We start from the raw sequence: 24109 nt of genomic DNA on the forward strand, positions 1-24109 counted from the left end.
CGGCATCACCGAACTGGCACACAGGTACTGACCTCAACTCAAGAGCCCTCTGCGAACCCATCACAGCTCCCCGCTGCCTTCCGCCAGTACCCGGCGGGCGATCAGCAGCCGCATGATCTCGTTGGTGCCCTCCAGGATACGGTGCACCCGGGTATCCCTCAGGTAACGCTCGAGCGGGTATTCGCGGATATAGCCGTAGCCGCCATACAGCTGCAGCGCCTGATCGCACACCTTGAAGCCTGCGTCGGTGGCAAAGCGCTTGGCCATGGCGCAGTAGGTGGTGGCGTCCGGATGGCCCGCATCGAGTCGGCTTGCCGCCAGCCGCACCAGCTGACGCGCCGCCACCAGCTCGGTGGCCATGTCGGCGATGCTGAACTGCAGCGCCTGGAACTCGGCCAGTTTGCAGCCGAACTGACTGCGCTCCTGCAGGTACTGGCGCGCCTTGTTGAGGGCCTGCTGGGCGGTGCCCACCGAGCAGCTGGCGATGTTGATACGGCCTCCGTCCAGCCCCTTCATCGCCAGCTTGAAGCCCTCGCCCTCCGCCCCCAGCCGCTGGCCGGCGGGTACCCGCACCCGCTCGAAGGTGACGGTGCGGGTGGGCTGGCTGTTCCAGCCCATCTTGTCCTCGGGCCGGCCGTAGACGATGCCGGGGCTGTCGGCGTCCAGGGCGAAGGCGGAGATGCCGCCCGCGCCCTCGCCGCCGGTGCGGGCCATCACCACCAGCACCTGGGTGCTGCCGGCGCCGGAGATAAACATCTTGCTGCCGTTCAGCTCATACTGGTCGCCGTCGCGGCGGGCGCTGGTCCTGAGGGCGGCGGCGTCGGAGCCGGCGTTGGGCTCGGTCAGGCAGTAGGAACCGAGCAGCCGTCCACTGACCAGCCCCTCGCCCCAGCGCGCCCAGGTCTCTGCACTGCCGGCGCTCGCCACCATCCAGGTCACCATGTTGTGGATGGTAAGGAAGGCGGTGGTGGAGGTGCAGCCCATGGCCAGGCGCTCGAAGATGATGCTGGCATCAAGCCGGCTCAGCCCCAGGCCGCCGGCGGACTCGGGGGTATAGATGGCGCAGAGGCCCAGCCCGCCCGCCTTGTGCAAGGTCTCGACCGGGAAGTAGTGATCCCGGTCCCAGTCGGCGGCATGGGGCTCCAGCTCGTTGCGGGCGAAGTCGTCGGCCAGGGCCGCAAAGGCCCGCTGTTCGTCGCTCAGTTCAAAGTCCATGGCCTCTCCTTAATATCCGTTGACTGTCGGCCCTTTGCCCTCCACCCGACCCCGCCGCTGCCTGCTGTTGCTTCCAGCCGCTCTCCGGCTATTTCAGATGAATCGACATATTGGGCCCGGCCACCGCTTCGTCCTCGAACCAGCGGGCGGTAATGGTCTTGGTTTCGGTGTAGAAGCGCACCGCCTGCTTGCCGTAGGCGTGCAGATCGCCGTAGAAGGAGCGGCGCCAGCCGGTGAAGGAGAAAAAGGGCAGCGGCACCGGTATGGGCACGTTGATGCCCACCTGCCCCACCTTGATCTCGTGCTGGTATTTGCGTGCCGCCGCGCCCGAGGCGGTGAAGATGGAGGTGCCGTTGCCGTAGGGGTTGGCGTTGACCAGATTGATGGCCTGGTCCAGGCTGTCCGCTTCCATCAGCAACAGCACCGGGCCGAAGATCTCCTCCCGGTAGAGGGCCATCTCGGGGGTGACGCCGCGGAACAGGGTGGGCCCCACCCAGTTGCCGTGGGGGTAGCCGTCCACCGTGCAGTGGCTGCCGTCGAGCAGGCACTCGGCGCCCTCGGCCTTGCCCCCGGCAATCAGCCGCAGCACCCGCTCCCGGGCCGCTTTGCTGATCAACGGGCCGTAGCCGGCGTCGGGGTCGTCCCAGGCACCGGGTCGCACCCGGGCCATGGCGTCTTTCAGCTCCGGAATCCATTCCTTGGCCTCGCCCACCAGCACCGCCACCGATATCGCCATGCAGCGCTGGCCGGCGGCGCCCACAGAGGAGCCCACCAGGTTGTTGATCACCTGCTGCTGGTTGGCGTCGGGCAGCACCACCATGTGGTTCTTGGCGCCGGCGAAGGCCTGCACCCGTTTCAGGTGGGCGGTGCCGGTCTGGTAGATATGCTGGCCGGCAGCCACCGAGCCGACGAAGGAGATGGCGCACACCTCAGGGTGCACCAGCAACCGGTCCACCACTTCCTTACCGCCGTGCACCACCTGCAGCAGGCCGTCGGGGGCGCCGGCCTGTTTGAACAGCTCGGCCAGCCGCATAGATACCAGGGGATCCTGCTCCGACGGCTTGAGCACGAAGGTGTTGCCACAGGCGATGGCGAGCGGAAACATCCACAGCGGGATCATGGCCGGAAAGTTGAACGGCGTGATGCCGACGCAGACCCCCAGCGGCTGGGTGAAGCTGTAGCAGTCCACGCCCCGGGCCACGTTCTCCTGGGTCTCGCCCATGCTGAGAGAGGCGATGTTGGCGGCCTGCTCCACCACCTCTATGCCCCGCCACACGTCGCCCCTGGCGTCCTCGAAGGTCTTGCCGGTGTCCTCGCTGAGCAGGCGGGCGATGTCGTCATGATGCTCCTTCAGCAGCGCCTGGTAGCGCAGCATCAGCCGGGCCCGCTCCGGCACCGGCACCTCCCGCCACTCGACGAAGGCCCGGCTCGCCGTCGCCACCGCCGCCTCCACCTCCTCGGCCGTGGCGCAGGGCAGGCGGGCAATGATCTCCTGGGTGGCCGGGTTGTTCACCTCCAGCCACTCCTGGGTGCGGCTTTGCACCATATTGCCGCCGATCAGCAGCGGTACCTGGTATGTCATTTTCCTGTCCTCCTAGCGCAATTCCACCGCCACCGCCGTGGCCTCGCCGCCGCCGATGCACAGGGCCGCCACCCCCCGCCTGAGCCCGCGCCGGCGCAGGGCATGCAGCAGGGTGACGAGGATGCGGGCGCCGCTGGCCCCGATGGGGTGGCCCAGGGCGCAGGCACCGCCGTTGACGTTGACCCGTGCCGGATCCAGCCCCAGCTCGCGGATGGCCAGCAGGGCGACCACCGCGAAGGCCTCGTTGATCTCGAACAGATCCACCTCGCTCGCCTGCCAGCCGACCTTGTTCAATAACTTGTGGATGGCGCCGATGGGCGCCAGGGTGAACTCGGCGGGCAACTGGGCGTGGGTGGCGTGGGCCAGTACCCGGGCCAGGGGCCTGAGGCCAAGCGCCGCCGCCTGCTCGGCGGTGGTCACCACCAGGGCGGCCGCGCCGTCGGAGATGGAGCTGGAATTGGCGGCGGTGATGGTGCCGTCCTGGGCGAAAGCGGGCTTGAGGGTACGGATCTTGTCGGGCCTGGCCTTGCCCGGCTGTTCGTCAGTATCCACCCGCCGGCTGCCCTGGCGCTCCGCCACCTCGACCGGCACGATTTCCTCGGCAAAGTCCCCTTCGGCGATGGCCAGTTGGGCCCGAGTCAGGGAAGTGATTGCGAAGTCGTCCATCGCCTCCCGGCCGATGCCGAATTTGTCCGCCGTCCGCTGGGCGAAACTGCCCATCAGTCCCCCCTCGTAGGCGTCCTCCAGGCCGTCATAGAACATGTGATCCAGCAACTGGCCGTGGCCCATGCGCAGCCCCGCCCGCGCCCTGGGCAACAGGTAGGGCGCCAGGCTCATGCTCTCCATGCCGCCCGCCACCATCAGCCGGGCAGAGCCCGCCAGCAGTTGATCGTGGGCCAGCATCAGCGCCTTCATGCCCGAGCCGCACATCTTGTTGACCGTGGTGCAGCCGACGGACACCGGCAGCCCGGCCCCCAGCGCCGCCTGCCGGGCCGGCGCCTGGCCCTGGCCGGCGGGCAGTACGCACCCCATCACCACCTCATCCACCCGTTCGGTCGCCACCCCGGCCCGGCTCAGGGCGGCCCCGATGGCCGCGGCCCCCAGCCCGGGCGCCGGCACGGCGCCGAAATCGCCCAGCAGGGCCCCCATGGGGGTCCGGGCCGCACTCACTATCACTATCTCGCTCTTTGCCATGGTGGCTCCATCTGCTCCGAAAACGGAGTAAAACGCGTCTGTCTGACCTGGTTCAATCGGACAAAGGGCCGACTCACCGTGAAATCTGGTGTACTCGGCCAAAGCGCACTGCTCCACCGACACGCCGTAAACCCATCCCTGGGGGCTCCGCCGCGCCATCCCTGGCGCGAAGGGTCGGCAAAGCAGCACCCTTTGTCCTCCCCAAAACTCAGCGCCGCCTGTTGGCGAGCCCCCTCAGACAACAGCGAAGCAAGAAAGAAGCAACAGGGATTGCTTTCACCAACCGTGACATGGATGGCATGTCCGAGCCTACAGGGGCGAGCTTGTCTCGCCGTGACGAGAGGTTTCAGCCTGACCGAACATCCAGAGAATGTTCGCAGCAGGCTGAAACCGAGAGTGTCATCTACTGTGGCGTGTCGGCGTGTCGTTCCTTTTATCACCCTGCACCCAATCATCAGTGGCAACCTGAAAATCCTTTATCTATTCAAGCTTAGCCAACCCTAACAGTCCCATAACAACTATAGTTAATTCAGCAACATTGGTAGCAAACGAGCCCAACCCCATCATCAGCAAGGAGGTTCTCATGGCCCCCTATCCGCAACTGGACTTCGGCCTGGGCGAAACCCTGGACCTGCTGCGCGACCAGGTCGCCGCTTTCGCCAGCCGGGAGATCGCCCCCCTGGCCGAGGCCATCGACCGGGACAACCGCTTTCCCGCCGAACTCTGGCCCAAACTCGGCGACATTGGGCTGTTCGGCATCACCGTGGCCGAACGCCACGGCGGCGTGGACATGGGCTACCTGGCCCAGGTGCTGGCGATGGAGGAAATCAGCCGGGCCTCGGCGGCGGTGGGCCTGTCCTACGGCGCCCACGCCAACCTCTGCGTCAACCAGATCCACCGCCACGGCAGCGAGGCGCAGAAAGCCCGCTACCTGCCCAAACTGCTCAGTGGCGAACACATCGGCGCCCTGGCCATGTCCGAGCCCAATGCCGGTTCCGACGTGGTGTCCATGCGCCTGTCCGCCCGGGCCGACGGCGACCACTTCGTGCTGAACGGCACCAAGATGTGGATCACCAACGGCCCCGACGCCCAGGTGTTCGTGGTGTACGCCAAGACGGAGCCCGACGCCGGCGCCCGGGGCATCACCGCCTTTATCGTCGAACGCGACACCCCCGGCTTCGGCCAGGCCCAGAAGCTCGACAAGCTCGGCATGCGCGGCTCCAACACCTGCGAGCTGGTGTTCCAGGACTGCCGGGTGCCGGCGGACAATGTGCTCGGCGCCCTGAACGGCGGGGTCGGGGTGCTGATGAGCGGGCTCGACTACGAGCGGCTGGTGCTGGCCGGCGGGCCGCTCGGCATCATGCAGGCGGCCATGGATCTGGTGGTGCCCTATGTGCGGGAGCGCAAACAGTTCGGCCAGGCCATCGGCGACTTCCAGCTGGTGCAGGGCAAGCTCGCCGACATGTACACCCGCATGAACGCCGCCCGCAGCTACACCTACATGGTGGCCATGGCCGCGGACAGGAGCGCACTCGGCCGCAAGGACGCCGCCGGGGTGATACTGCTGGCGGCGGAAACCGCCACCCGGCTGGCGCTGGTTGCCATCCAGCTGTTGGGCGGCAACGGCTATATCAACGAGTTTCCCGCCGGCCGGCTGCTGCGGGACGCCAAGCTGTACGAAATCGGCGCCGGCACCTCGGAGATCCGCCGCATGCTGATCGGCCGGGAACTGGTGCAGAACCGGTGAGGAGCCAGCCATGACCATACTGACCAGCCAGATCAGGCCCGAGTCGGAGGAGTTCAGGTCCAATCATAGCGCCATGGCCGCCGAGGTGGCGGCGCTGCGCGAGCTGGTGGCCGGCATCGAAGCGGGCGGCGACGAGATCAGCCGCCAGCGCCACCAACAGCGGGGCAAACTGCTGGCGCGGGAGCGCATCCGCCGCTTGCTGGATCCGGGCGCCCCCTTCCTCGAGCTGTCCCAGCTCGCCGCCCACCGGGTCTACGACGAGGCGGTGCCGGCGGCGGGGCTGGTGGCCGGCATCGGCCGGGTGTGCGGGGTGGAGTGCATGCTGGTGGCCAACGACGCCACCGTCAAGGGCGGCACCTACTACCCGCTCACGGTCAAGAAGCACCTGCGCGCCCAGGCCATCGCCGAACGCTGCCGGCTGCCCTGCCTCTACCTGGTGGATTCCGGCGGCGCCCACCTGCCCAGCCAGGGCGAGGTGTTCCCGGACCGGGATCACTTCGGCCGCATCTTCTTCAACCAGGCGCGGATGTCCGCCGCCGGCATCCCCCAGTTGGCGGTGGTAATGGGGCTGTGCACCGCCGGCGGCGCCTATGTGCCGGCCATGGCGGACGAGTCCATCATAGTGCGCGGCCAGGGCACCATCTTCCTCGGCGGCCCACCCCTGGTGCGGGCCGCCACCGGCGAGGTGGTCAGCGCCGAGGAGCTGGGCGGCGCCGAGGTGCACACCCGCGTCTCGGGGGTGGCGGATCATATCGCCGAGGACGACGCCCATGCCCTGTACCTGGCCCGCCGGCTGGTGGCCAACCTCAACCGGCCGCCGCTGCCGGCCCCGCCTCAGCCGCCGCTGCCGCCCCGCTACCCGGCCGAGGAGCTGTACGGCATCGTCGGCACCGATCTGCGCAAGGCCTTCGAGGTGCGCGAGGTGATCGCCCGGCTGGTGGACGACTCGGCCTTCGACGAGTTCAAGCGCGACTTCGGCCCCACCCTGGTCACCGGCTTCGCCCGGCTGCACGGCTACCCGGTGGGCATACTGGCCAACAACGGGGTGCTGTTCAGCGAATCGGCCCAGAAGGGCGCGCACTTTATCGAGCTGTGCTGCCAGCGCCGCATTCCCCTGCTGTTTTTGCAGAACATCACCGGCTTTATGGTGGGCCGGAAATACGAGGCCGAGGGCATCGCCAAGCACGGCGCCAAGCTGGTGATGGCGGTGGCCTGCGCCAATGTGCCCAAGCTGACCCTGATCATCGGCGGCAGTTTCGGCGCCGGCAACTACGGCATGTGCGGCCGGGCCTATGATCCGGACTTTCTGTGGATCTGGCCCAACGCCCGCATCTCGGTGATGGGGGGCGAGCAGGCCGCCGGCGTGCTCGCCACGGTGCGGCGGGACGCCAGGGAAAAGGCCGGCGAATCCTGGAGCGCCGAGGACGAGGCCGCCTTCCGGGCGCCCATCGTCGAGCGCTACGAGCGCCAGGGCCATCCCTGGTACGCCAGCGCCCGGCTATGGGACGACGGCGTCATCGACCCCAGGGACAGCCGCGCCGTGCTGGCCATGAGCCTGGCCCTGGCCCTGAACCGGCCCATGGATGAACCCCGCTTCGGGGTGTTCCGTATGTAAGAGCCTGTTTACGATCGTCACGAGCGATGGCCAGACGAGGCGGAAAAGGGCGAAAAAGCGGAGTGTATAAGTAGTACATGAGCATTTTGAGCCATTTTCCAACGACGGATGGCCAAGCACAGTAGATCGTAAACAGGTTCTAAGGAGAAGCCATGAACGAATCCCTGTTGCTGCGGCCTGCGGCGCCCGGCGTCTGGGAGCTGGTGCTGAACCGGCCCGGCTGCCACAACGCCTTCGACGACGCGCTGATTGCCGCCATGATCCAGCAGCTTGATAACGCCGCCCATCTGCTCGATCTGCGGCTGCTGGTGCTGCGCAGCACGGGCAGGCACTTCAGTGCCGGCGCGGATCTGGCCTGGATGCAGCGCGCGGCGGGCTACAGCCGGCGGCAGAACCTGGCCGACGCCGAGCAACTGGCCCTGCTGCTGCGGCGGCTGGATCAGTTCCCCGGCCCCACCCTGGCCCTGGTGCAGGGGGCGGCCTACGGCGGCGCCCTGGGCCTGGTCGCCTGCTGTGACCTGGTGGTCGCCGCCGCCGATGCCCGCTTCTGCCTGAGCGAGGTGCGCCTGGGGCTTATTCCCGCCACCATAGCCCCCTATGTGCTGCGCGCCCTGGGGCCGCGCCAGGCCCGGCGCTATATGCTGACCGCCGAGCTCATTCCCGCCCGGGAGGCCGAACGGCTGGGCCTGGTGCACCTGCTGGCCGAGCCCGGCCAGAGCCTGGACGAGGCGGCGGCGCCCCTGATCCGGGCGCTGTTGCGCAATGGCCCGGTGGCGCTGGCCGCCGCCAAGCAGCTGATCCGGGAGTTCGCCTACCGCCCCATCAACGGGCCGCTGATCGAAGACAGCGCCCGCCGCATCGCCGAGTTGCGGGCCGGCGCCGAGGCGCAAGAGGGCATCGGCGCCTTCCTGCAAAAACGGCCGCCGGCCTGGGAGGATGAGGATGTTCACTAAGCTCTTGGTCGCCAACCGGGGCGAAATCGCCTGCCGCATCATCCGCACCGCCCACCGGCTCGGCATCGCCTGCGTGGCGGTCTACTCCGACGCCGACCGGAACGCCCGCCATCTGGCCCTGGCCGACGAAGCCTGGCACCTGGGCCCGGCGCCGGCCACCCAGAGCTACCTGAACCAGCACCGGCTGCTGGCCATCGCCCGGGCTTCTGGCGCCCAGGCGGTGCACCCGGGCTACGGCTTCCTGTCGGAAAACGCCGACTTTGCCCGCGCCTGCGCCGCCGCCGGCCTGGTCTTCGTCGGCCCGCCCGCCGAGGCCATCGCCGCCATGGGCTCCAAGTCCGCCGCCAAGGCGCTGATGGAAACGGCCGGGGTGCCGGTGGTACCCGGCTACCACGACCCAGAACAATCCCCCGAGCGGCTGCGGCAGGAGGCCGGACGCTGCGGCTTTCCGCTGCTGCTGAAGGCGGTGGCCGGCGGCGGCGGCAAGGGCATGCGCATAGTCAACCATCTCGCTGAATTCGACGAGGCCCTGGCGGCGGCCCGGCGCGAGGCCAGGGCCGCCTTCGGCGACGACGCCATGCTGCTGGAACGCTACCTGCCAAGGAGCCGCCACGTGGAGGTGCAGGTGTTCTGCGACCAATTCGGCCAGGGCCTCTATCTGGCCGAGCGGGACTGCTCGGTGCAGCGCCGCCACCAGAAGGTGCTGGAGGAGGCCCCCGCCCCCAATCTCGCCCCCGAAACCCGGGTGGCCATGGGCGAGGCGGCGGTGCGCGCCGCCCAGGCCATCGACTACCAGGGCGCCGGCACCGTCGAGTTCCTCTACCAGGAGGACGGCCGCTTCTACTTTATGGAGATGAACACCCGGCTGCAGGTGGAGCACCCGGTGACCGAGCTGGTCACCGGCCTGGATCTGGTGGAATGGCAGCTGCGGGTGGCGGCGGGCGAGCCGCTGCCGCTGACCCAGGAGCAGGTGATCGTCCGCGGCCACGCCGTCGAGGCACGGGTCTACGCCGAAGACGCCGACCAGGGCTTCCTGCCCGCCGCCGGTCCCCTGCACTACCTGCGCGAGCCGGCCACCGGCCCCCAGGTGCGGCTGGATACCGGGGTGCGCGAGGGCGACGAGGTGGGCATTCACTACGATCCCCTGGTCGCCAAGCTGATCGTCTGGGATCACAGCCGCGAGCTGGCCCTGCACTGGCTGGCCCGGGCCCTGGCCCAGTACCGCATCGGCGGGGTCAGGACCAACCTGCGCTTTCTGCACGCCCTGGCGGGCTCGGCGCCGCTGCTCGCCGCCGAGCTGCACACCGGCTTTATCGAGCAGCACCGGGCGCTGCTCTTTGCCCCGCCCGCCCTGTCCCCCTCCCGGGTGCTGGCCCTGGCCGCCGCCGGCTGGCTGGCGCTGGAGCCGAACGACGAGAGTGCTCCCTTCGCCGGCCACTCGGGCTGGTGGCTTAACCTGCCAGAAAGGCGCCAACTGGAGCTGGAATACGGCGGGGAGCGGCACCGGGTGGTGCTGGAGGCCGACGCCGATGGCTGGCGGGTGGAGGTCGGTGCCCATTGCCACCGCCTCCGCACCCGCCTCGACGGCGACCGGCTGCAGGCAGAACTGGATGGCGAGGCCCTGGCCTGCCACTGCGCCCGCCACGCCGACCAGTTGTGGCTGTTCCACCGGGGCGAGCGCCACGACCTGCGCCTGGCCCCGCTCGAGGTCGCCCGGCACCAGGGCAGTCACCAGGCCGGCCTCAGGGCGCCCATGCCCGGGATCATCGGCCAGTTGCGGGTGGCGGTGGGCGACACCGTCGTCGCCGGCCAGACCCTGCTGGTGCTGGAGGCGATGAAGATGGAGCACCCCCTGCGCGCCCCCGCCGCCGGAAGGGTGGCGGACATTTTCTGCCGGGCAGGCGACCAGGTAAGCGAAGGGGACGAACTGCTGCGGCTGGAGGGAGCGGATGGATAGGGTCAAGCTGGTGGAGGTGGGCCCGCGGGACGGGCTGCAGAACGAGGCCGCCCTGGTCCCCACCGACATCAAGATAGCCCTGGTCGAACGGCTGGCCGACTGCGGCCTGCGGCATATAGAGACGGCCAGTTTCGTCTCGCCCAAGTGGGTGCCGCAAATGGCCGACGGCGCCGCCGTGCTGGCCGGCATCCGCCGCAAGGCCGGGGTGGTCTACTCGGCGCTCACCCCCAATCTCAGGGGGCTGGAGGCGGCCCTGGCCGCCGGCGCCGACGAGGTGGCGGTGTTCACCGCCGCCTCCGAGTCGTTCTGCCAGAAGAACATCAACTGCTCCATCGAGCAGAGCCTGGCGCGCTTCACGCCCGTGCTGGCCGAGGCCTGGGCCCGACGGATCCGGGTGCGGGGCTATGTGTCCACCGTGCTCGGCTGCCCCTACGAGGGCGACATCGGCCCCGATGCCGTGGCCCGGGTGGCAGGGGCCCTGTACCGAATGGGCTGTGCCGAGATTTCCCTCGGCGACACCATCGGCACCGGCACCCCGGGCAAGGCCAAAGCCATGCTGGCGGCGGTGCGCCGGGAGGTGCCGATAGAGCGGCTCGCCGCCCACTTCCACGACACCTACGGCCAGGCCCTGGCCAACCTCTACGCCGTGCTGGAAGAGGGAGTGCGCATCGTCGACTGCTCGGTGGCGGGCCTGGGCGGCTGCCCCTATGCCAGGGGCGCCTCCGGCAACCTGGCCAGTGAGGACCTGGTCTACCTGCTGCACGGGCTGGGCTTCAAAACGGGGGTGGATCTGGCCAGGCTGGTGGAAACGGGGCACTGGATAAGCCAGCAACTGGGGCGTGAAAACGGCTCCAAGGTGGGCCGGGCCATGAATGGTTAGTCTGGCTGTTAGCAAAGAGACAACAGGGCGACCTCCGACGACACGCTGTGAATACCTCCCTGTACGCTCGCACATGCCATCCTTGGCATGTGACGGTCGGCGGAGGCCATCCCTGTTGTCTCTTTCAAGCCCCGACGCCGTCTGGGGATGGAGCCGTCAAGCAGCAGAGGGACTATGGGGAGGATACTGGGCCGACGCCATCAGGAGCATAAAGCACTTAAATAGCTGCTCCGAATAGTAAATCACTGTCGGCGGCGACCGGGTTCCGCTAAGCAGACCCTCCGCGCCAGGGATGGCGCGGCGGAGCCCCCAGGGATGGGTTCATGGCGAGTCTGCGTGCGGGGCCCAGTCGATGTAGCACTATTAGGATCAGTTATTTAAAAAGGCGCCCGCGGGCGCCTTCAAGGTACAGGATCAAGGCAGTATCAGCCGCGGATCTTCTGCAGTTCGGCCTGTACGTCGTCCCACAGCTGCTGGCCCACTTCCTTGGCGATGCCCTGGTTGACCTCGGTCAGGCGCTCGCGCATGCGATCCACCTGGGCCGCGTCCAGCTCGTTCACTTCCATGCCCTTTTCCTTCAGCTCGGCCAGGGCCCAGGCCGCTTCTTCCCGGGTATCGCGACGCTCGAAATCGCGGGAGGCCGCGGCGGCCTGCTCGAGCACCCGGCGCTCGTCGTCGGACAGCTTGTCCCAGAACTTCTTGCTCACCAGCACTATCCAGGGGCTGTAGACGTGGTTGGTCACGGTCAGGTACTTCTGCACCTCGTAGAACTTGCTGGAGAGGATGGTGTTGTAGGGGTTTTCCTGGCCGTCCACGGTGCGGGTTTCGAGCGCGGTGAACAGCTCGGAAAACGCCATGGGCACGGCGTTGGCGCCCAGCGCCTTGAAGCTGTCGAGGAAGACGTTGTTCTGCATCACCCGCAGGCGGATGCCGTCCATGTCTTCCAGGCTGGTCACCGGCCGCTGGCTGTTGGTCAGGTTGCGAAAGCCGTTTTCCCAGTACACCAGGCCGACCAGCCCCTTTTCTTCCAGCTTGGCCTTCACCTGCTCACCCACGGGGCCGTCGAGCACGGCGTCGGCTTCCTCGGCATTGTTGAACAGGAAGGGGGTATCCCAGATGGCCATTTCCGGCACTATGCCGACCAGGGTGGCGGTGGAGCCCACCATCATCTCCTGGGCGCCGCCCAGCAGGGCCTGCTGCATCTGCAGATCCGAGCCCAGGGTGGCGGCGCCGAAGGCACGCACCTTCATCTTGTCGCCGGACAGCTTGCCCACCTCGGCGGCGAATTTCTGCACCGCCCGGCCCTGGTTGGAGTCTTCGTTCAGACCATAGCCGAAGCGGATCATCCGTGACTGGATGTCGGCCGCCATGGCGTTGGCGGACACCAGGCCGATCAGGCCGGACAGTACGAGGGTTTTCAGTTTCATGGGAATATCCTTATCAAGTTAACAAGACCCGAGGTCAGGACAGCCAGCTCAGTGGCCAGAGTACCAGCTGCGGGAACAGCACCAGCAGTGCCAGCAGCGCGAAGTAGGCGACGATAAAGGGCATGACGCCCCGCACCACCGCTTCCATTTTCATGTTGCCCACGCCGGAGACCACGTTGAGCACAGTGCCCACCGGCGGGGTGATCAGCCCGATACAGCCGGACATGATGAAGATGAGGCCGAAGTACACCGGGTGCACCCCGGCGGCGGCGGCCATGGGCGCCAGCACCGGCGCCAGGATCAGGATGGCGGGGGTGAGATCCATCACCATGCCGATCACCAGCAGGAACAGCACCACCAGCGCCATAAACAGCATGGGGCTGCCCAGCACCGGCTCGAACAGGTCAATCAGCTGGCGCGGCAGATCCGCCAGGGTGATCATGTAGGAGGACGCCATGGCGGCACCGGCCAGGAACATCACCACTGAGGTGGTCTTGGAGGCGTCGATCAGCACCTTGTATACCCCTTTCAGATCCAGTTCCCGATATACCAGGGTGGTGATGATCAGGGCGTAGACCGCCGCCACCACCGCCGCCTCTGTGGGGGTGAAGATGCCGCCGCGCAGGCCGCCGACGATGATCACCGGCAGCAACAGGGCCCAGATGCTGCGGCGCATCACCCGGCCGCGCTCCTTCCAGCTGGCTTTCTCCTCCACCGGCAGCTCCTTGCCGCGCACTATCCAGCCCCAGGCGACGGCGATGGCCACCGCCATCATGATGCCGGGCGCGATACCCGCCAGGAACAGCTGGCTGATGGAGGTGTTGGTGGTCACTCCGTAGATGATAAAGGGCATGGACGGCGGAATGATGGGGCCGATGATGCCGCCGGAGGCGATCAGGCCGCCGCTGCTGCCGAGCGGGTAGCCCTGGCGGCGCATCATCGGCAGCAGCAGGGTGGCCAGGGCGGCGGTGTCGGCGATGGCCGAACCGCTCATGGAGGCCAGCAGCACCGAGGCGCCGATGGCCACGTAGCCCAGGCCGCCGCGCACATGGCCGAAATAGACCCGGGCCAGGTCCACGATGCGCCGCGACAGGCCGCCGGCGGTCATCAGCTCGCCGGCCAGCACGAAGAAGGGCACCGCCAGCAGGGGGAAGTTGTCGAATCCCGCCTGCACGTTCTGCGCCAGCAGCTGGGCGTCGAAGAAGTCGAGCTGGATCATCAGCGCCAGGGCGGTCAGCATCAGGGCGAAGGCGATGGGCACGCCGATGCTCATGGAGCTGAACAGAACCGCCAGGAAGATTGCGATGGACATGGGGTACTCCTTACTTGGCGGACGATGTTGAGGCCGGCTCGCAACCGGCGGCGCGACGGCAGAACAGCTCCAGCGCCATCTCGCGCAGCAGCAGCAGCGCCATGCAGGCGGCCATGGTGAAGACGGCGGCGGCGGCCAGCCCCAGGGGGTAGCCCAGTACCGGGCTGCGGCTGTCGATGCCCACCAGGATCTGGGCCCAGGCACCCACCAGCAGGTGGTAGAGGGCCCAGCCGATCAGGAGCCGGCTCAGCCAGCGGCACAGTAACCTGGCCGGGGCCGGCAGCCGGTCCACCACCAGGTCGAAGCGCAGGTGCTGGTTGTCGACCGTGGCCAGCACGGCGCCGATGCACACCAGCCAGACAAACAGCAGGCGGGAAATTTCCTCGTAGCCGGCCAGGCCGGTGTTGAACAGATAACGCAGCACCACGTTCAGGAACACGGCGCACACCATGCCGAACATGCTGACGGCCAACATGGCCTCCGCTGCACGGCGCAGCAGGGACACGGGTTTAGGGGACATCTCCGCCATGGCTTCTACTCCATTCCATTGCCCAGTGGGAAGTTACCAGTAACATGTTACGCGTAACCACTCAAAACAATAAAGCTCAACGTGACAACAAAGTTAAAAAATGGGACTGGCTTCAAAAAACGGGGAAAAGCCATCGCCTGCCGACAGCACCAAAAAAAACACACCAACCAATTGATAATTAAAAACTTAATAAGAAAACGCAGTACCTTTTCCTGATCATTTCATATCTGGGTAGTTTTCTCAGATGCCAAGGGACTGTTCACATTGAGCAAGGTTACCAGTAACATGTTACCCGTAACCAGACATAGTGTCGGTTATCCGCCCCAGGGCAAGATTACCAGTAGGGACAGAGGTCAACATGACTGGAGAAAGCATCATAGTGATGGGCGTTACCGCCTGTGGCAAATCGAGCGTGGGCGCCGCCCTGGCCCGGGCGCTGGACGCCAAGTTTATCGACGGCGACGACCTGCATCCCAGGGCCAATATCCTCAAGATGGCCGAGGGCATACCGCTCGGCGACGAGGACAGGGCGCCCTGGCTGGAGCGGATCCGCGACGCGGTATTCAGCATCCGCCACAAGAGCGAAACCGGGGTCATCGTCTGCTCCGCACTCAAGCGCCATTATCGCGACAGCATCCGCGCCGGCAACGATCGGGTGCGCTTTCTCTTTCTCGACGGCGACTTCGAGCTGATCCTGGCCCGGCTGCGCCGGCGCAACGGCCACTTTATGCCCGAGTCCCTGCTGCAGAACCAGTTCGAGGTGCTGGAACGCCCCGGCGCCGACGAGCCGGACGTTACCTTCATCAGCATCGACGGCGACTTCGACGACGTGGTCAACCGCGCCCTCGCCGCCATCAAGGGAGAAGCCCATGTCAACTGAACTCCACTCCGTCGTCCGCCGGGTCACCGACCGCATCCTCGAGCGCAGCCGGGCGGTACGCGAAGACTACCTGGCCCGGATGCAGGCCCAGGCCGAACAGGGCAAACACAGGGCCAGCCTCAGTTGCGGCAATCTGGCCCACGCGGTGGCCGCCTGCGGCCCGGAGCAGAAACAGCGCATCCTCGACCTGACCAGCGCCAATGTCGCCATCGTCAGCGCCTACAACGACATGCTGTCGGCGCACCAGCCCTATGCCGGCTACCCGGAGCAGCTCAAGCGGGTGCTGGCGAAGCAGGGCCACAGCGCCCAGGTGGCCGGCGGCGTGCCGGCCATGTGCGACGGCGTCACCCAGGGCCAGCCGGGCATGGACATGTCGCTGTTTTCCCGCGACGTCATCGCCCAGGCCACCGCCCTGTCGCTCAGCCACAACACCTTCGACGCCACCCTGCTGCTCGGCATCTGCGACAAGATAGCCCCGGGCCAGTTGATCGGCGCCCTCAGCTTCGGCCACCTGCCCACCGCCTTCGTGCCCGCCGGCCCCATGGCCACCGGCATCAGCAACGACGAAAAGGTCAAGGTACGCCAGCAATACGCCGCCGGTGAAGTGGGCAAGGAAGCGCTGCTGGAGATGGAGTGCAACGCCTACCACTCCCCCGGCACCTGCACCTTCTACGGCACCGCCAACACCAACCAGTTGGTGTTCGAGGCCATGGGCCTGATGCTGCCCGGCTCCGCCTTCGTGCACCCGCACTCGGCCCTGCGCCGGGCGCTGACCGAACACGCCGCCCTGCGCCTCGCCGGCCAGATCCAGGGCAGCGGCCACTACCGGTCGCTTGCCGAGGTGGTGGACGAAAAGGGCCTGGTCAACGGCCTGATCGCCCTGCTCGCCTCCGGCGGCAGCACCAACCACACCCTGCACATGGTGGCGGTGGCCCGGGCCGCGGGCCTGGTGCTGAGCTGGGACGATTTCAGCGATCTCTCCGAGGTGGTGCCCCTGCTGGCCCGGGTCTACCCCAACGGCCCGGCGGACATCAACGCCTTCCAGCAGGCGGGCGGCGTGCCCCTGCTGCTGCACAAGCTGGCCGAACGCGGCCTGCTGCACAGGGACGCCACCCCCATGTTCGGCCGGCTCGAGGACTACTTCCGCCAGCCGATGCTGGCAGGGGAGCAACTGGCCTGGCAAGCGGTACCGGAAACCCGGGATCCGGCGGTGATCCCGCCCCAGGACACGGTGTTCAGCGTCAGCGGCGGCCTGCGGGTGCTGGACGGCAACCTGGGCCGGGGGGTGATCAAGGTCAGCGCCGTGGCGCCCGAGCACCAGCTCATCACCGCCCCCGCCGCCCTGTTCAGCAGCCAGCATGCGGTTGAGCGCGCCTACCAGAACGGCGAGCTCAACCGGGATGTCATAGTGGTGGTGCACCACAACGGGCCGGGCGCCAACGGCATGCCCGAGCTGCACAAGCTGATGCCCATCCTCGGCAATATCCAGAAGGCCGGCTTCAAGGTGGCGCTGGTCACCGACGGCCGCCTGTCCGGCGCCTCGGGCAAGATCCCGGCGGCCATCCATATCACCCCGGAAGCTGCCAAGGGCGGCCCCCTGGGCCGGCTGCGCGACGGTGATATCATCACCCTGGACGCCACCAGCGGCCGGCTGTTCACCGAGGCCGCGCTCGACCAGCGCAGCCCGCTGCAACCGGACTTGACCGGCGAGCAGAGCGGCCTGGGCCGCGAGCTGTTCGCCCTGTTCCGCCGCCAGGTTTCCAGTGCGGAAACCGGCGCCTCTATCTTTTATCAGGAGTAACCCATGAGCTGGACCCTTTCCCCCGCCGACGTCTTTTCCGCCTCCCCCGTGGTCCCGGTGATGGTAGTGGAAGACGCCGCCGACGCCGTGCCCCTGGCCAAGGCCCTGGCCGCCGGCGGCATCACGGTGTTTGAAGTGACCCTGCGCTCGGCCGCGGCGCTGGACGCCATCAGTGCCATCGCCCGCGAGCTGCCCGAGGCCCTGGTGGGCGCCGGCACCGTGCTCAACGTGGCGCAGTACGACGCCGCCGTGGCCGCCGGCGCCAAATTCGTGATCACTCCCGGCTTCACCCCGGCCCTGCTCAAGCATGCCAAGGCCGGCCCGGTGCCGCTGATGCCCGGCATCGCCACCCCCTCCGAGGCCATGCAGGCGCTGGAGCTGGGCTACACCCACCTCAAGTTTTTCCCGGCGGAGATCAACGGCGGCGCCAAGGCGCTCAAGGCCCTGGCCGGCCCCCTGCCCCAGCTGCGCTTCTGCCCCACCGGCGGTGTCAGCGCCGCCAACGCCAGGGACTACCTGGCGGTGAAGTCGGTGATGACGGTGGGCGGCTCCTGGATGCTGCCGGCGGAGCGGGTCGCCGCCAAGGACTGGGACGGCATCACCCGCCTGGCCGCGGACGCGGTGGCGGCGGTAAAAGGCTGAAAGCTGGAAGTACATCGCTTGTAGGGTCGAATTTATTCGACCGAATCATAGCGGCGCTGCGGGAATGGCCCATTGAAATGGGCCCTACGGCACTGGAAGCTAAATGACGTTAAAAGCCGCTTCGGGTTGGAAGCGGCTTTTTAATTTCTTCCGGCTTAAAGCTTCAGGCTTCCGGCTTCACAGGCTTTCTCCCAGCTTCAGTTCGAAGCCCAGATCCAGGGTGCGCTCACCGATGGGCTCGCCGCGCAGCCGGGCCAGCAGCCGCTCGGCGGCAACCTGCCCCATGGCCTTGCGCGGGGTGATCACGCTGGCCAGCCTGGGCACTATCGCCTGGCCGATATCGTGGCCGTGGAAGCCGGCCACGCCGATCCGCCCCGGCACCGCTATGCCCCGGCGCTGGCACTCGAAGATGGCGCCCACCGCCAGATCGTCGTTGGTGCAGAAGATGCCGTCCAGCTCCGGGTATTTGTCCAGTGCCTCGGCCAGCAGATCCGCCCCCAGGGAATAGGAAGAGGCACGTTCGGTCAGCAGCGAGCGCGGCATCAGGCCGTGCAGCTGCATGGCGGCGGCGTAGCCCTGTTGGCGCTGCAGGGTGCGCACGTCCTGGCGGGCGCCGAGGTAGACGATATGGCGATAACCACGAGCTATCATCGCCTCCACCATGGCCCGGGCGGCGGCGATGTTGTCGATACCCACCGCCTGCTCGATGCAGGAAGAGCACACATCCATGATCTCCACCACCGGCACCCCGGAGGTCTGGATCATCTTGAGGGTACGGGCGGTATGGTAGCTCTCGGACAGGATAAGGCCGTCCACGTTGTAGGACAGCAGCGAGGCGATGCGCTCCTCCTCCACCTTGGCGCTGTAGCCGTAGTGGGCCAGCATGGTCTGATAGCCAGCCGCCTCGGTCACCTGCTCGATGCCGCGCAGCACCTCGGCGAACACCTGGTTGGTCAGCGAGGGCAGCAGCACGCCGATGGCGTGGCTCTTGGCGTTGGAAAGGATGTCCGGCGCCCGGTTGCGGATATAACCGAGTTCGTCCAGGGCCTGGGCTATCTTCTCGCCGGCGGCGGCGGACACCTGGGCCGGATCCTTGAGGTAGCGGCTGACCGTCATCTTGGTCACCCCGACCCGGTCGGCCACGTCCTGCAGTGTGGGTCTTTTCTTCTTGGTCATATAAATGCAAAAAGCCTGTTATGTTACAAGTAACATAACAGGCTTTGCGTGGGGAAGGAAGCTAGAAGCTAGAAGCTAGAAGCTAGAAGCTAGAAGCTAGAAGCTAGAAGCTAGCAGTTTACTCTTCCCGCTTCAGGCCTCAAGCTTCCGGCTCCCCTCAGGCCCAGTCTTTCAGCTGGGCCAGCAGGCTGCGGGTCGAGGCATCCAGGCTGCTGGTGTCGCCGTCGCCGGTGATGCAGGGCAGCAGCACGCTGGCCTGCTTCTTGCCGAGCTCCACGCCCCACTGATCGAAGCTGAAGATATTCCAGATCGCGCCCTGCACGAAGATCTTGTGTTCGTAGAGGGCGATCAGCGCCCCCAGGGTGTGGGGCGTTACCTTGGGCAGCAGCAGGGTGTTGGAAGGCGAATTGCCCTTGTGCACCTTGAAGGGGATCAGCTCCGGCTGCTCGCCCTGCGCGCGCAGCTCCTGCTCGGACTGGCCGAAGGCCAGGGCCCGGCTCTGGGCCAGGCAGTTGGCGATAAGCTTGGCATGGTGATCGCCCAGGGGGTAATGGCTCTGGGCCGGCATGATGAAGTCAGCCGGGATCAGGTGGGTGCCCTGGTGCAGCAGCTGGTAGAAGGAATGCTGGCCGTTGGTGCCCGGCTCCCCCCAGACGATGGGCGAGGTGTGATAGCCGACCGGTTGGCCGTTGCGATCCACCGACTTGCCGTTGGACTCCATCACCGCCTGCTGCAGGTAGGCGGGCAGCCGGTGCAGGCACTGGTCGTAGGGCAGTATCGCCTCGGAAGGGGCGTTGAGGAAGTTGCGGTACCAGATGCCGAGCAGCCCCAGCAGCACCGGCATGTTGGCCTCCAGCGGCGCCGTCTTAAAGTGTTGATCCATCTCCCAGGCGCCGGACAACAGCTGCTCGAAACCCTCGAAGCCGATGGCCAGGGCTACCGGCAGACCGATGGCGGACCACAGGGAGAAGCGGCCGCCCACCCATTCCCAGAAGGCGAACATGTTGGCGGTGTCGATGCCGAACTCGGCCACCTTGGCGGCATTGGTGGACAGGGCCACGAAGTGCCTGGCGGTGGCGGAGGTGTCCCCGGCCGCCGCCAGCAGCCACTCCCGAGCGCTGAAGGCGTTGGTCATGGTCTCCTGGGTGGTGAAAGTCTTGGAGGCGACGATAAACAGGGTGGTGGCCGGGTCCAGCCCTTGCAGGGTCTGGGCCAGGTGGGCGCCATCCACGTTGGACACGAAGTGCAGCCGCAGCTCGCCATGGTAGGGCTTGAGCGCCTCGCTCACCATGTAGGGGCCGAGATCCGAGCCGCCGATGCCGATGTTGACCACGTCACGAATGGGCCGCCCGTTGAAACCGGTCCAGCCGCCGCCGCGCACCGCGGCGCAGAACGCCTTCATCTGCGCCAGCACCGCCCGCACCTGGGGCATGACGTCGGTGCCGTCGGCCAGGGGCATGGGCTCCTCGGCCCGGTTGCGCAGCGCCATGTGGAATACCGCCCGGTTTTCGGTGCGGTTGATGGTCTCGCCGGCGAACAGCGCCTTGATGTTGTCGCGCAGCCCGGTCTCCTCGGCCAGGGCCAGCAGGGCGCCCAGCACCCTATCGTCGATCAGGTTCTTGGAAAAATCGAGTTTGAGGCACTGTGCCAACTCCAGGCTGTAGCGGCGCGCCCGCTGCGGATCCTCGGCGAACAGGGTGGCAAGGGTGCGCTCGGTTTGCGCCAGCTCGCCAAGCTGCTGCCAGGCGCGGGTATCGAGGGGGTTCACTGAGTTCATAGCATTACCTGCGGAAAGTGGAGTCATAAAGTTAGAAGAAGCAAAGCGGTTACCCAAACCGGCGGCGCTGCACTGTCGGCATGGGTAACGGCTCGGTGCTCGGCCCGAAGGCTGAATCGAGTCAGCTACAATAAAAAGCAAAGCGCCAGATTGCAATTGCCTTGCGTCGATTACTTGCTTCGACACGCAAAAAAAGAGAAATAGGGATAGTGCCACCGTTCAAATCAGGTTGCCTGAACGCAAAAAGGGAGCCGAAGCTCCCTTTTGGTGTCAGACGGTACCGTCGCCTTACTGGTTGACGAATTCGACACCTTTCTCGATGTCGCCGCGCAGGGTTTCCAGCATGCCGTCCATCGCGGCCTGCTCGTAGGCGCTGACCGCACCGTAGGGCAGCACTTTTTCCACGCCGTTCTTGCCGAGCAATACCGGCTGGGCGAAGAAGGTAGCGTGTTCGCTGCCGCCTTCCACATAGGTGCATTCCACCACGTTGGCTTCACCCTGCATGGCCTTGACCAGGGACAGGGCGAAACGGCAGGCGGCCTGGCCCATGGACAGGGTGGCGGAGCCGCCACCGGCCTTGGCTTCCACCACTTCGGTGCCGGCGTTCTGGATGCGGTAGGTCAGCTTCTCGATTTCCTCGTCGGAGAAGGACACGCCGTCCACCTGGGACAGCAGCGGCAGTATGGTCACGCCGCTGTGGCCGCCGATCACCGGTACCTTGACCTGGGTTACGTCCAGGCCCTTGGCTTCGGCCACAAAGGTCTCGGCACGGATGACGTCCAGGGTGGTAATACCGAACAGCTTGTTCTTGTCGTATACACCGGCTTTTTTCAGCACTTCGGCGGCAATGGCCACTGTGGTGTTGACCGGGTTGGTGATAATGCCGATGCAGGCCTGGGGACAGGCGGCGGCGCATTTTTCAATCAGGTTTTTGACGATACCGGCGTTCACATTGAACAGGTCGGCCCTGTCCATGCCCGGCTTGCGCGCCACGCCGGCGGAGATCAGCACGATATCGGCGCCTTGCAGGGCCGGTGAAGGATCTTCACCGCTGAAGCCGACAATGCTCACCGGAGTCGGGATATGGCTCAGGTCGGCGGCAACGCCGGGAGTGACGGGGGCGATATCATAGAGGCTTAATTCAGAACCGGCGGGCAGGTTGTTCTTCAACAGCAGGGCCAGAGCCTGACCGATACCACCGGCAGCTCCGAGTACGGCAACTTTCATAGCTGAACTCCGTTTATTATTGGATAGTTATACGTTTCCTTGGGCATTAGCAACATAGCGAAACCGCCATGGAAAGACAATGCCCAAGCCGATTGAATCTGTGGTTCTGTGAGCCAGCACGGCTCCCTCACCCCTGCTGCTGAAAAGCCAGGGCTCGGCGTTCCAGCAGGCGGAAAAGCCAGGTCAGCAGGCCATTCATCAGCAGGTAAATCCCGCCGGCCACGCCGAACACCGTCAGGGTGTCGTAGGTCTGGCCATTGATCCGCTGGGCCAGCCCCATGATCTCCATAATGCTGATGGTACTGGCCAGGGAGCTGCCCTTGAGCACCAGCACCACCTCGTTGGAATAGGCCGGTATCACCCGCCGCGCCGCATGGCGCAGCTTGACGCTGAGGGTCTGCCACTCACTCATGCCGAGCGCCTGGCAGGCCAGGGTCTCGCCCCTGGGCACCGCATCCAGGGCGCCCTTGAACAGCCGGCAGGTATAGGCACCGGCATTCATGCCAAGCGCCAGTATGGCGCAGAACATGGGCTCGCGCAGATAGGTCCAGGCCCAGCTTTGCTTTACCCAGTCGAACTGGGCCGGGCCGTAGTAGACCAGGAAAATCTGCACCAGCAGCGGGGTACCGGTCAGCAACAGCAGGTAGCCTTCCGCCAACTGGGCCAGCACCGGCACCCGGCGATCCAGGATCCAGGTCAGCCCGAGCGCAATGAACAGCCCCAGCAGCAGGCCGGCAAAAGTGATGGTCAGGGTAATTTCCAGCCCCTGCAACAGGGTCGGCAGGTAGTCGAGCCACTTAGTCATAGCGGGTTACCCTCCCCTGCAGCCGCTTCAGCCCCTGCTGGCTGAGCACGGTAATCGCCAGGTAAATCAGGGCGGCGATACCGTACCAGGTGAAGGGCTGATAGGTGCTGGCCGCCACCGACTTGGCCTGGTACATGAGGTCGTGTACCCCGATAAGTGATACCAGGGCGGTGTCCTTCAGCAGGATCAGCCACTGGTTACCCAGCCCCGGCAGGGCGTGGCGCCAGGTCTGGGGCAGCACGATACGAAAAAAGGTATACAGCGGCGGCAACCCCAGAGCCTGGGCGGCCTGGCGCTGCCCCCGGGAAACCGCGTTCAGCGCGCCACGCAGGGTCTGGGCGGCATAGGCGGCAAACAACAGCGACAACGCCGTCACCCCGCACCAGAAGGGGCTGAACTCCAGGTATTGGCCGGTGAGCAGAAACAACAGGTGGGTGGAGCCGAAATAAATAAAGAACACCACCAGAATTTCGGGCAGGCCGCGCAATACCGTGGTCAGTATCGATGCCGGCCAGCGCAGCAGCGCCGACCGGCTCATCTCGGCACCGCACAACAAGACGGCCAGCACCAGGCCGGCCGCCAGCGATACCAATGCCAGCCCCAGGGTCATCAGGGCGGCATTAAACAGATGGGTCATCATGTTACTGGGGGAAGTACTTGCCGTAGAGGCTGTCGTAGGTGCCGTTGGCCTTGAGCTCGGCCAGCCCCTGGTTCAGCTTGTCGAGCAGCTCCTGGTTGCCCTTGGTGACGGCAATGCCGAAACCGGTGCCGAAATAATTGTCGTCGGCAATGGCCTCGCCCACCACTTCATAGCCTTCGGTCTTGGCCAGCCACTCGCCCACCACGGCGGTATCGGCAAACACCGCTTCCAGCCGGCCGTTGGTCATGTCCAGCAAGGCATCCTGTACACTCTGGTAGGGCCGGGACTTAAGCCCTTCGCCTTCCAGCTTGTCCTGGATGTATTTCTGGTGGGAGGTGCCGTTCTGCACGCCCACAGTCTGGCTCAGCAGGTCGTCCAGGCTGGCGAACTTGCCCTGGGGCGCCACGAATACCGCCGAGTTTTCGTAGTAGATGTCGCTGAAGTCCACCTGTTCGGCCCGCTCCGGGGTGACGTCCATGGCGGCGATGGCGGCATGATAGCGACGGAACTTGAGGCTGGGGATCAGGCTGTCGAAAGCCTGGTTGTGGAAGCTGCACTCCAGTTCGGCCACGGCGCACAAGGCCTTGGCCAGGTCGATGTCGAAGCCCTGCATTTCATTGTTTTCGTCCACAAACTCGAACGGCGGATAGGCGGCGTTGGTCACGAACTTTACTTCTTCGGCGAGGGCGGCGTTGCTGCCCAGGGCGGCCAGCATGGCCAGAGACAACAGGGATTTCTTCATGGTCACGT

General features: G+C 66.2%; 20 protein-coding genes. 8 read left to right on the top strand and 12 right to left on the bottom strand.

All coding sequences use genetic code 11. The annotated features are described in order from the left end of the window. Nucleotides 1-60: 60 nt before the first annotated feature. From C7I36_RS13415 to C7I36_RS13425, 3 genes are all read right to left on the bottom strand, one after another. A complete protein-coding gene (locus C7I36_RS13415) occupies nt 61-1215 on the bottom strand; it encodes an acyl-CoA dehydrogenase family protein (protein WP_106454208.1) in 1155 nt (384 codons plus the stop codon). Nucleotides 1216-1303: 88 nt separating this feature from the next. Next, nucleotides 1304-2797, bottom strand: coding sequence for a CoA-acylating methylmalonate-semialdehyde dehydrogenase (locus tag C7I36_RS13420; RefSeq protein WP_106454209.1), 1494 nt, complete (start codon nt 2795-2797; stop codon nt 1304-1306). 12 nt (nt 2798-2809) lie between these two features. Further along, complete coding sequence (locus C7I36_RS13425; RefSeq protein ID WP_106454210.1) at nt 2810-3991, bottom strand: acetyl-CoA C-acyltransferase; 1182 nt, start codon at nt 3989-3991, stop codon at nt 2810-2812. A 583-nt stretch (nt 3992-4574) separates the two neighbouring features. Here C7I36_RS13425 and C7I36_RS13430 point away from each other — a divergent pair. The 5 genes from C7I36_RS13430 (at nt 4575) to C7I36_RS13450 (ending at nt 11143) form a co-directional block, all read left to right on the top strand. Beyond that, the gene (locus C7I36_RS13430) at nt 4575-5738 is read left to right on the top strand and encodes an isovaleryl-CoA dehydrogenase (protein WP_106454211.1); all 1164 of its coding nucleotides are present in this window, start codon (nt 4575-4577) and stop codon (nt 5736-5738) included. A gap of 10 nt (nt 5739-5748) precedes the next feature. Then, nucleotides 5749-7353, top strand: coding sequence for a carboxyl transferase domain-containing protein (locus C7I36_RS13435; protein WP_106454212.1), 1605 nt, complete (start codon nt 5749-5751; stop codon nt 7351-7353). A gap of 152 nt (nt 7354-7505) precedes the next feature. Further along, nucleotides 7506-8306, top strand: coding sequence for an enoyl-CoA hydratase-related protein (locus C7I36_RS13440; protein ID WP_106454213.1), 801 nt, complete (start codon nt 7506-7508; stop codon nt 8304-8306). Continuing rightward, nucleotides 8296-10263, top strand: a complete 1968-nt coding sequence (locus C7I36_RS13445) for an ATP-binding protein (RefSeq protein ID WP_106454214.1) — start codon at nt 8296-8298, stop codon at nt 10261-10263. Before C7I36_RS13440 ends, C7I36_RS13445 begins: the two co-directional genes overlap by 11 nt. Continuing rightward, nucleotides 10256-11143: a hydroxymethylglutaryl-CoA lyase gene (locus C7I36_RS13450; protein ID WP_106454215.1), complete on the top strand. Its 888-nt coding sequence runs from the start codon at nt 10256-10258 to the stop codon at nt 11141-11143. The genes C7I36_RS13445 and C7I36_RS13450 overlap by 8 nt, the downstream gene beginning before the upstream one ends. 425 nt (nt 11144-11568) lie before the next feature. On the opposite strand, the gene C7I36_RS13455 is transcribed toward C7I36_RS13450, so the two are convergent. Genes C7I36_RS13455 through C7I36_RS13465 form a run of 3 tightly spaced genes read right to left on the bottom strand, consistent with a single transcriptional unit; the run spans nt 11569 to nt 14402 of the window. Beyond that, entirely contained in the window at nt 11569-12570 is a 1002-nt protein-coding gene (locus C7I36_RS13455; RefSeq protein ID WP_106454216.1) for a TRAP transporter substrate-binding protein, read from the bottom strand. 34 nt (nt 12571-12604) lie between these two features. After that, nucleotides 12605-13882, bottom strand: coding sequence for a TRAP transporter large permease (locus C7I36_RS13460; protein ID WP_106454217.1), 1278 nt, complete (start codon nt 13880-13882; stop codon nt 12605-12607). A 10-nt stretch (nt 13883-13892) separates the two neighbouring features. Then, nucleotides 13893-14402, bottom strand: a complete 510-nt coding sequence (locus C7I36_RS13465; protein ID WP_219899656.1) for a TRAP transporter small permease — start codon at nt 14400-14402, stop codon at nt 13893-13895. 367 nt (nt 14403-14769) lie between these two features. Here C7I36_RS13465 and C7I36_RS13470 point away from each other — a divergent pair, with 367 nt between their 5' ends. From C7I36_RS13470 to C7I36_RS13480, 3 genes are read left to right on the top strand one after another with little or no spacing between them, the layout of a single operon-like run. After that, nucleotides 14770-15291, top strand: a complete 522-nt coding sequence (locus tag C7I36_RS13470; protein ID WP_106454219.1) for a gluconokinase — start codon at nt 14770-14772, stop codon at nt 15289-15291. After that, a complete protein-coding gene (gene edd / locus C7I36_RS13475) occupies nt 15281-17092 on the top strand; it encodes a phosphogluconate dehydratase (protein WP_106454220.1) in 1812 nt (603 codons plus the stop codon). Before C7I36_RS13470 ends, edd begins: the two co-directional genes overlap by 11 nt. A gap of 3 nt (nt 17093-17095) precedes the next feature. Further along, nucleotides 17096-17734, top strand: a complete 639-nt coding sequence (locus C7I36_RS13480) for a bifunctional 4-hydroxy-2-oxoglutarate aldolase/2-dehydro-3-deoxy-phosphogluconate aldolase (protein WP_106454221.1) — start codon at nt 17096-17098, stop codon at nt 17732-17734. A 177-nt stretch (nt 17735-17911) separates the two neighbouring features. Here the strand turns inward: C7I36_RS13480 and gntR are convergent, their stop codons facing one another. From gntR to C7I36_RS13510, 6 genes are all read right to left on the bottom strand, one after another. Next, the gene (gene gntR, locus C7I36_RS13485) at nt 17912-18910 is read right to left on the bottom strand and encodes a gluconate operon transcriptional repressor GntR (RefSeq protein ID WP_106454222.1); all 999 of its coding nucleotides are present in this window, start codon (nt 18908-18910) and stop codon (nt 17912-17914) included. A gap of 157 nt (nt 18911-19067) precedes the next feature. After that, nucleotides 19068-20687, bottom strand: coding sequence for a glucose-6-phosphate isomerase (gene pgi, locus C7I36_RS13490; protein ID WP_106454223.1), 1620 nt, complete (start codon nt 20685-20687; stop codon nt 19068-19070). A gap of 288 nt (nt 20688-20975) precedes the next feature. Continuing rightward, nucleotides 20976-21914 carry a malate dehydrogenase gene (gene mdh / locus C7I36_RS13495; protein ID WP_106454224.1) on the bottom strand — a complete coding sequence of 313 codons (939 nt, stop codon included), beginning with the start codon at nt 21912-21914 and terminating at the stop codon, nt 20976-20978. 127 nt (nt 21915-22041) lie between these two features. Next, the gene (artM, locus tag C7I36_RS13500; RefSeq protein ID WP_106454225.1) at nt 22042-22719 is read right to left on the bottom strand and encodes an arginine ABC transporter permease ArtM; all 678 of its coding nucleotides are present in this window, start codon (nt 22717-22719) and stop codon (nt 22042-22044) included. Next, entirely contained in the window at nt 22712-23359 is a 648-nt protein-coding gene (artQ, locus tag C7I36_RS13505; RefSeq protein WP_106454226.1) for an arginine ABC transporter permease ArtQ, read from the bottom strand. The genes artM and artQ overlap by 8 nt, the downstream gene beginning before the upstream one ends. A 1-nt stretch (nt 23360) precedes the next feature. Further along, nucleotides 23361-24101 carry a transporter substrate-binding domain-containing protein gene (locus tag C7I36_RS13510; RefSeq protein ID WP_106454227.1) on the bottom strand — a complete coding sequence of 247 codons (741 nt, stop codon included), beginning with the start codon at nt 24099-24101 and terminating at the stop codon, nt 23361-23363. Nucleotides 24102-24109 lie beyond the last annotated feature (8 nt).

Origin of the sequence: Zobellella taiwanensis, from assembly GCF_003012795.1 — a bacterium.
Lineage (GTDB): Bacteria > Pseudomonadota > Gammaproteobacteria > Enterobacterales > Aeromonadaceae > Oceanimonas > Oceanimonas taiwanensis.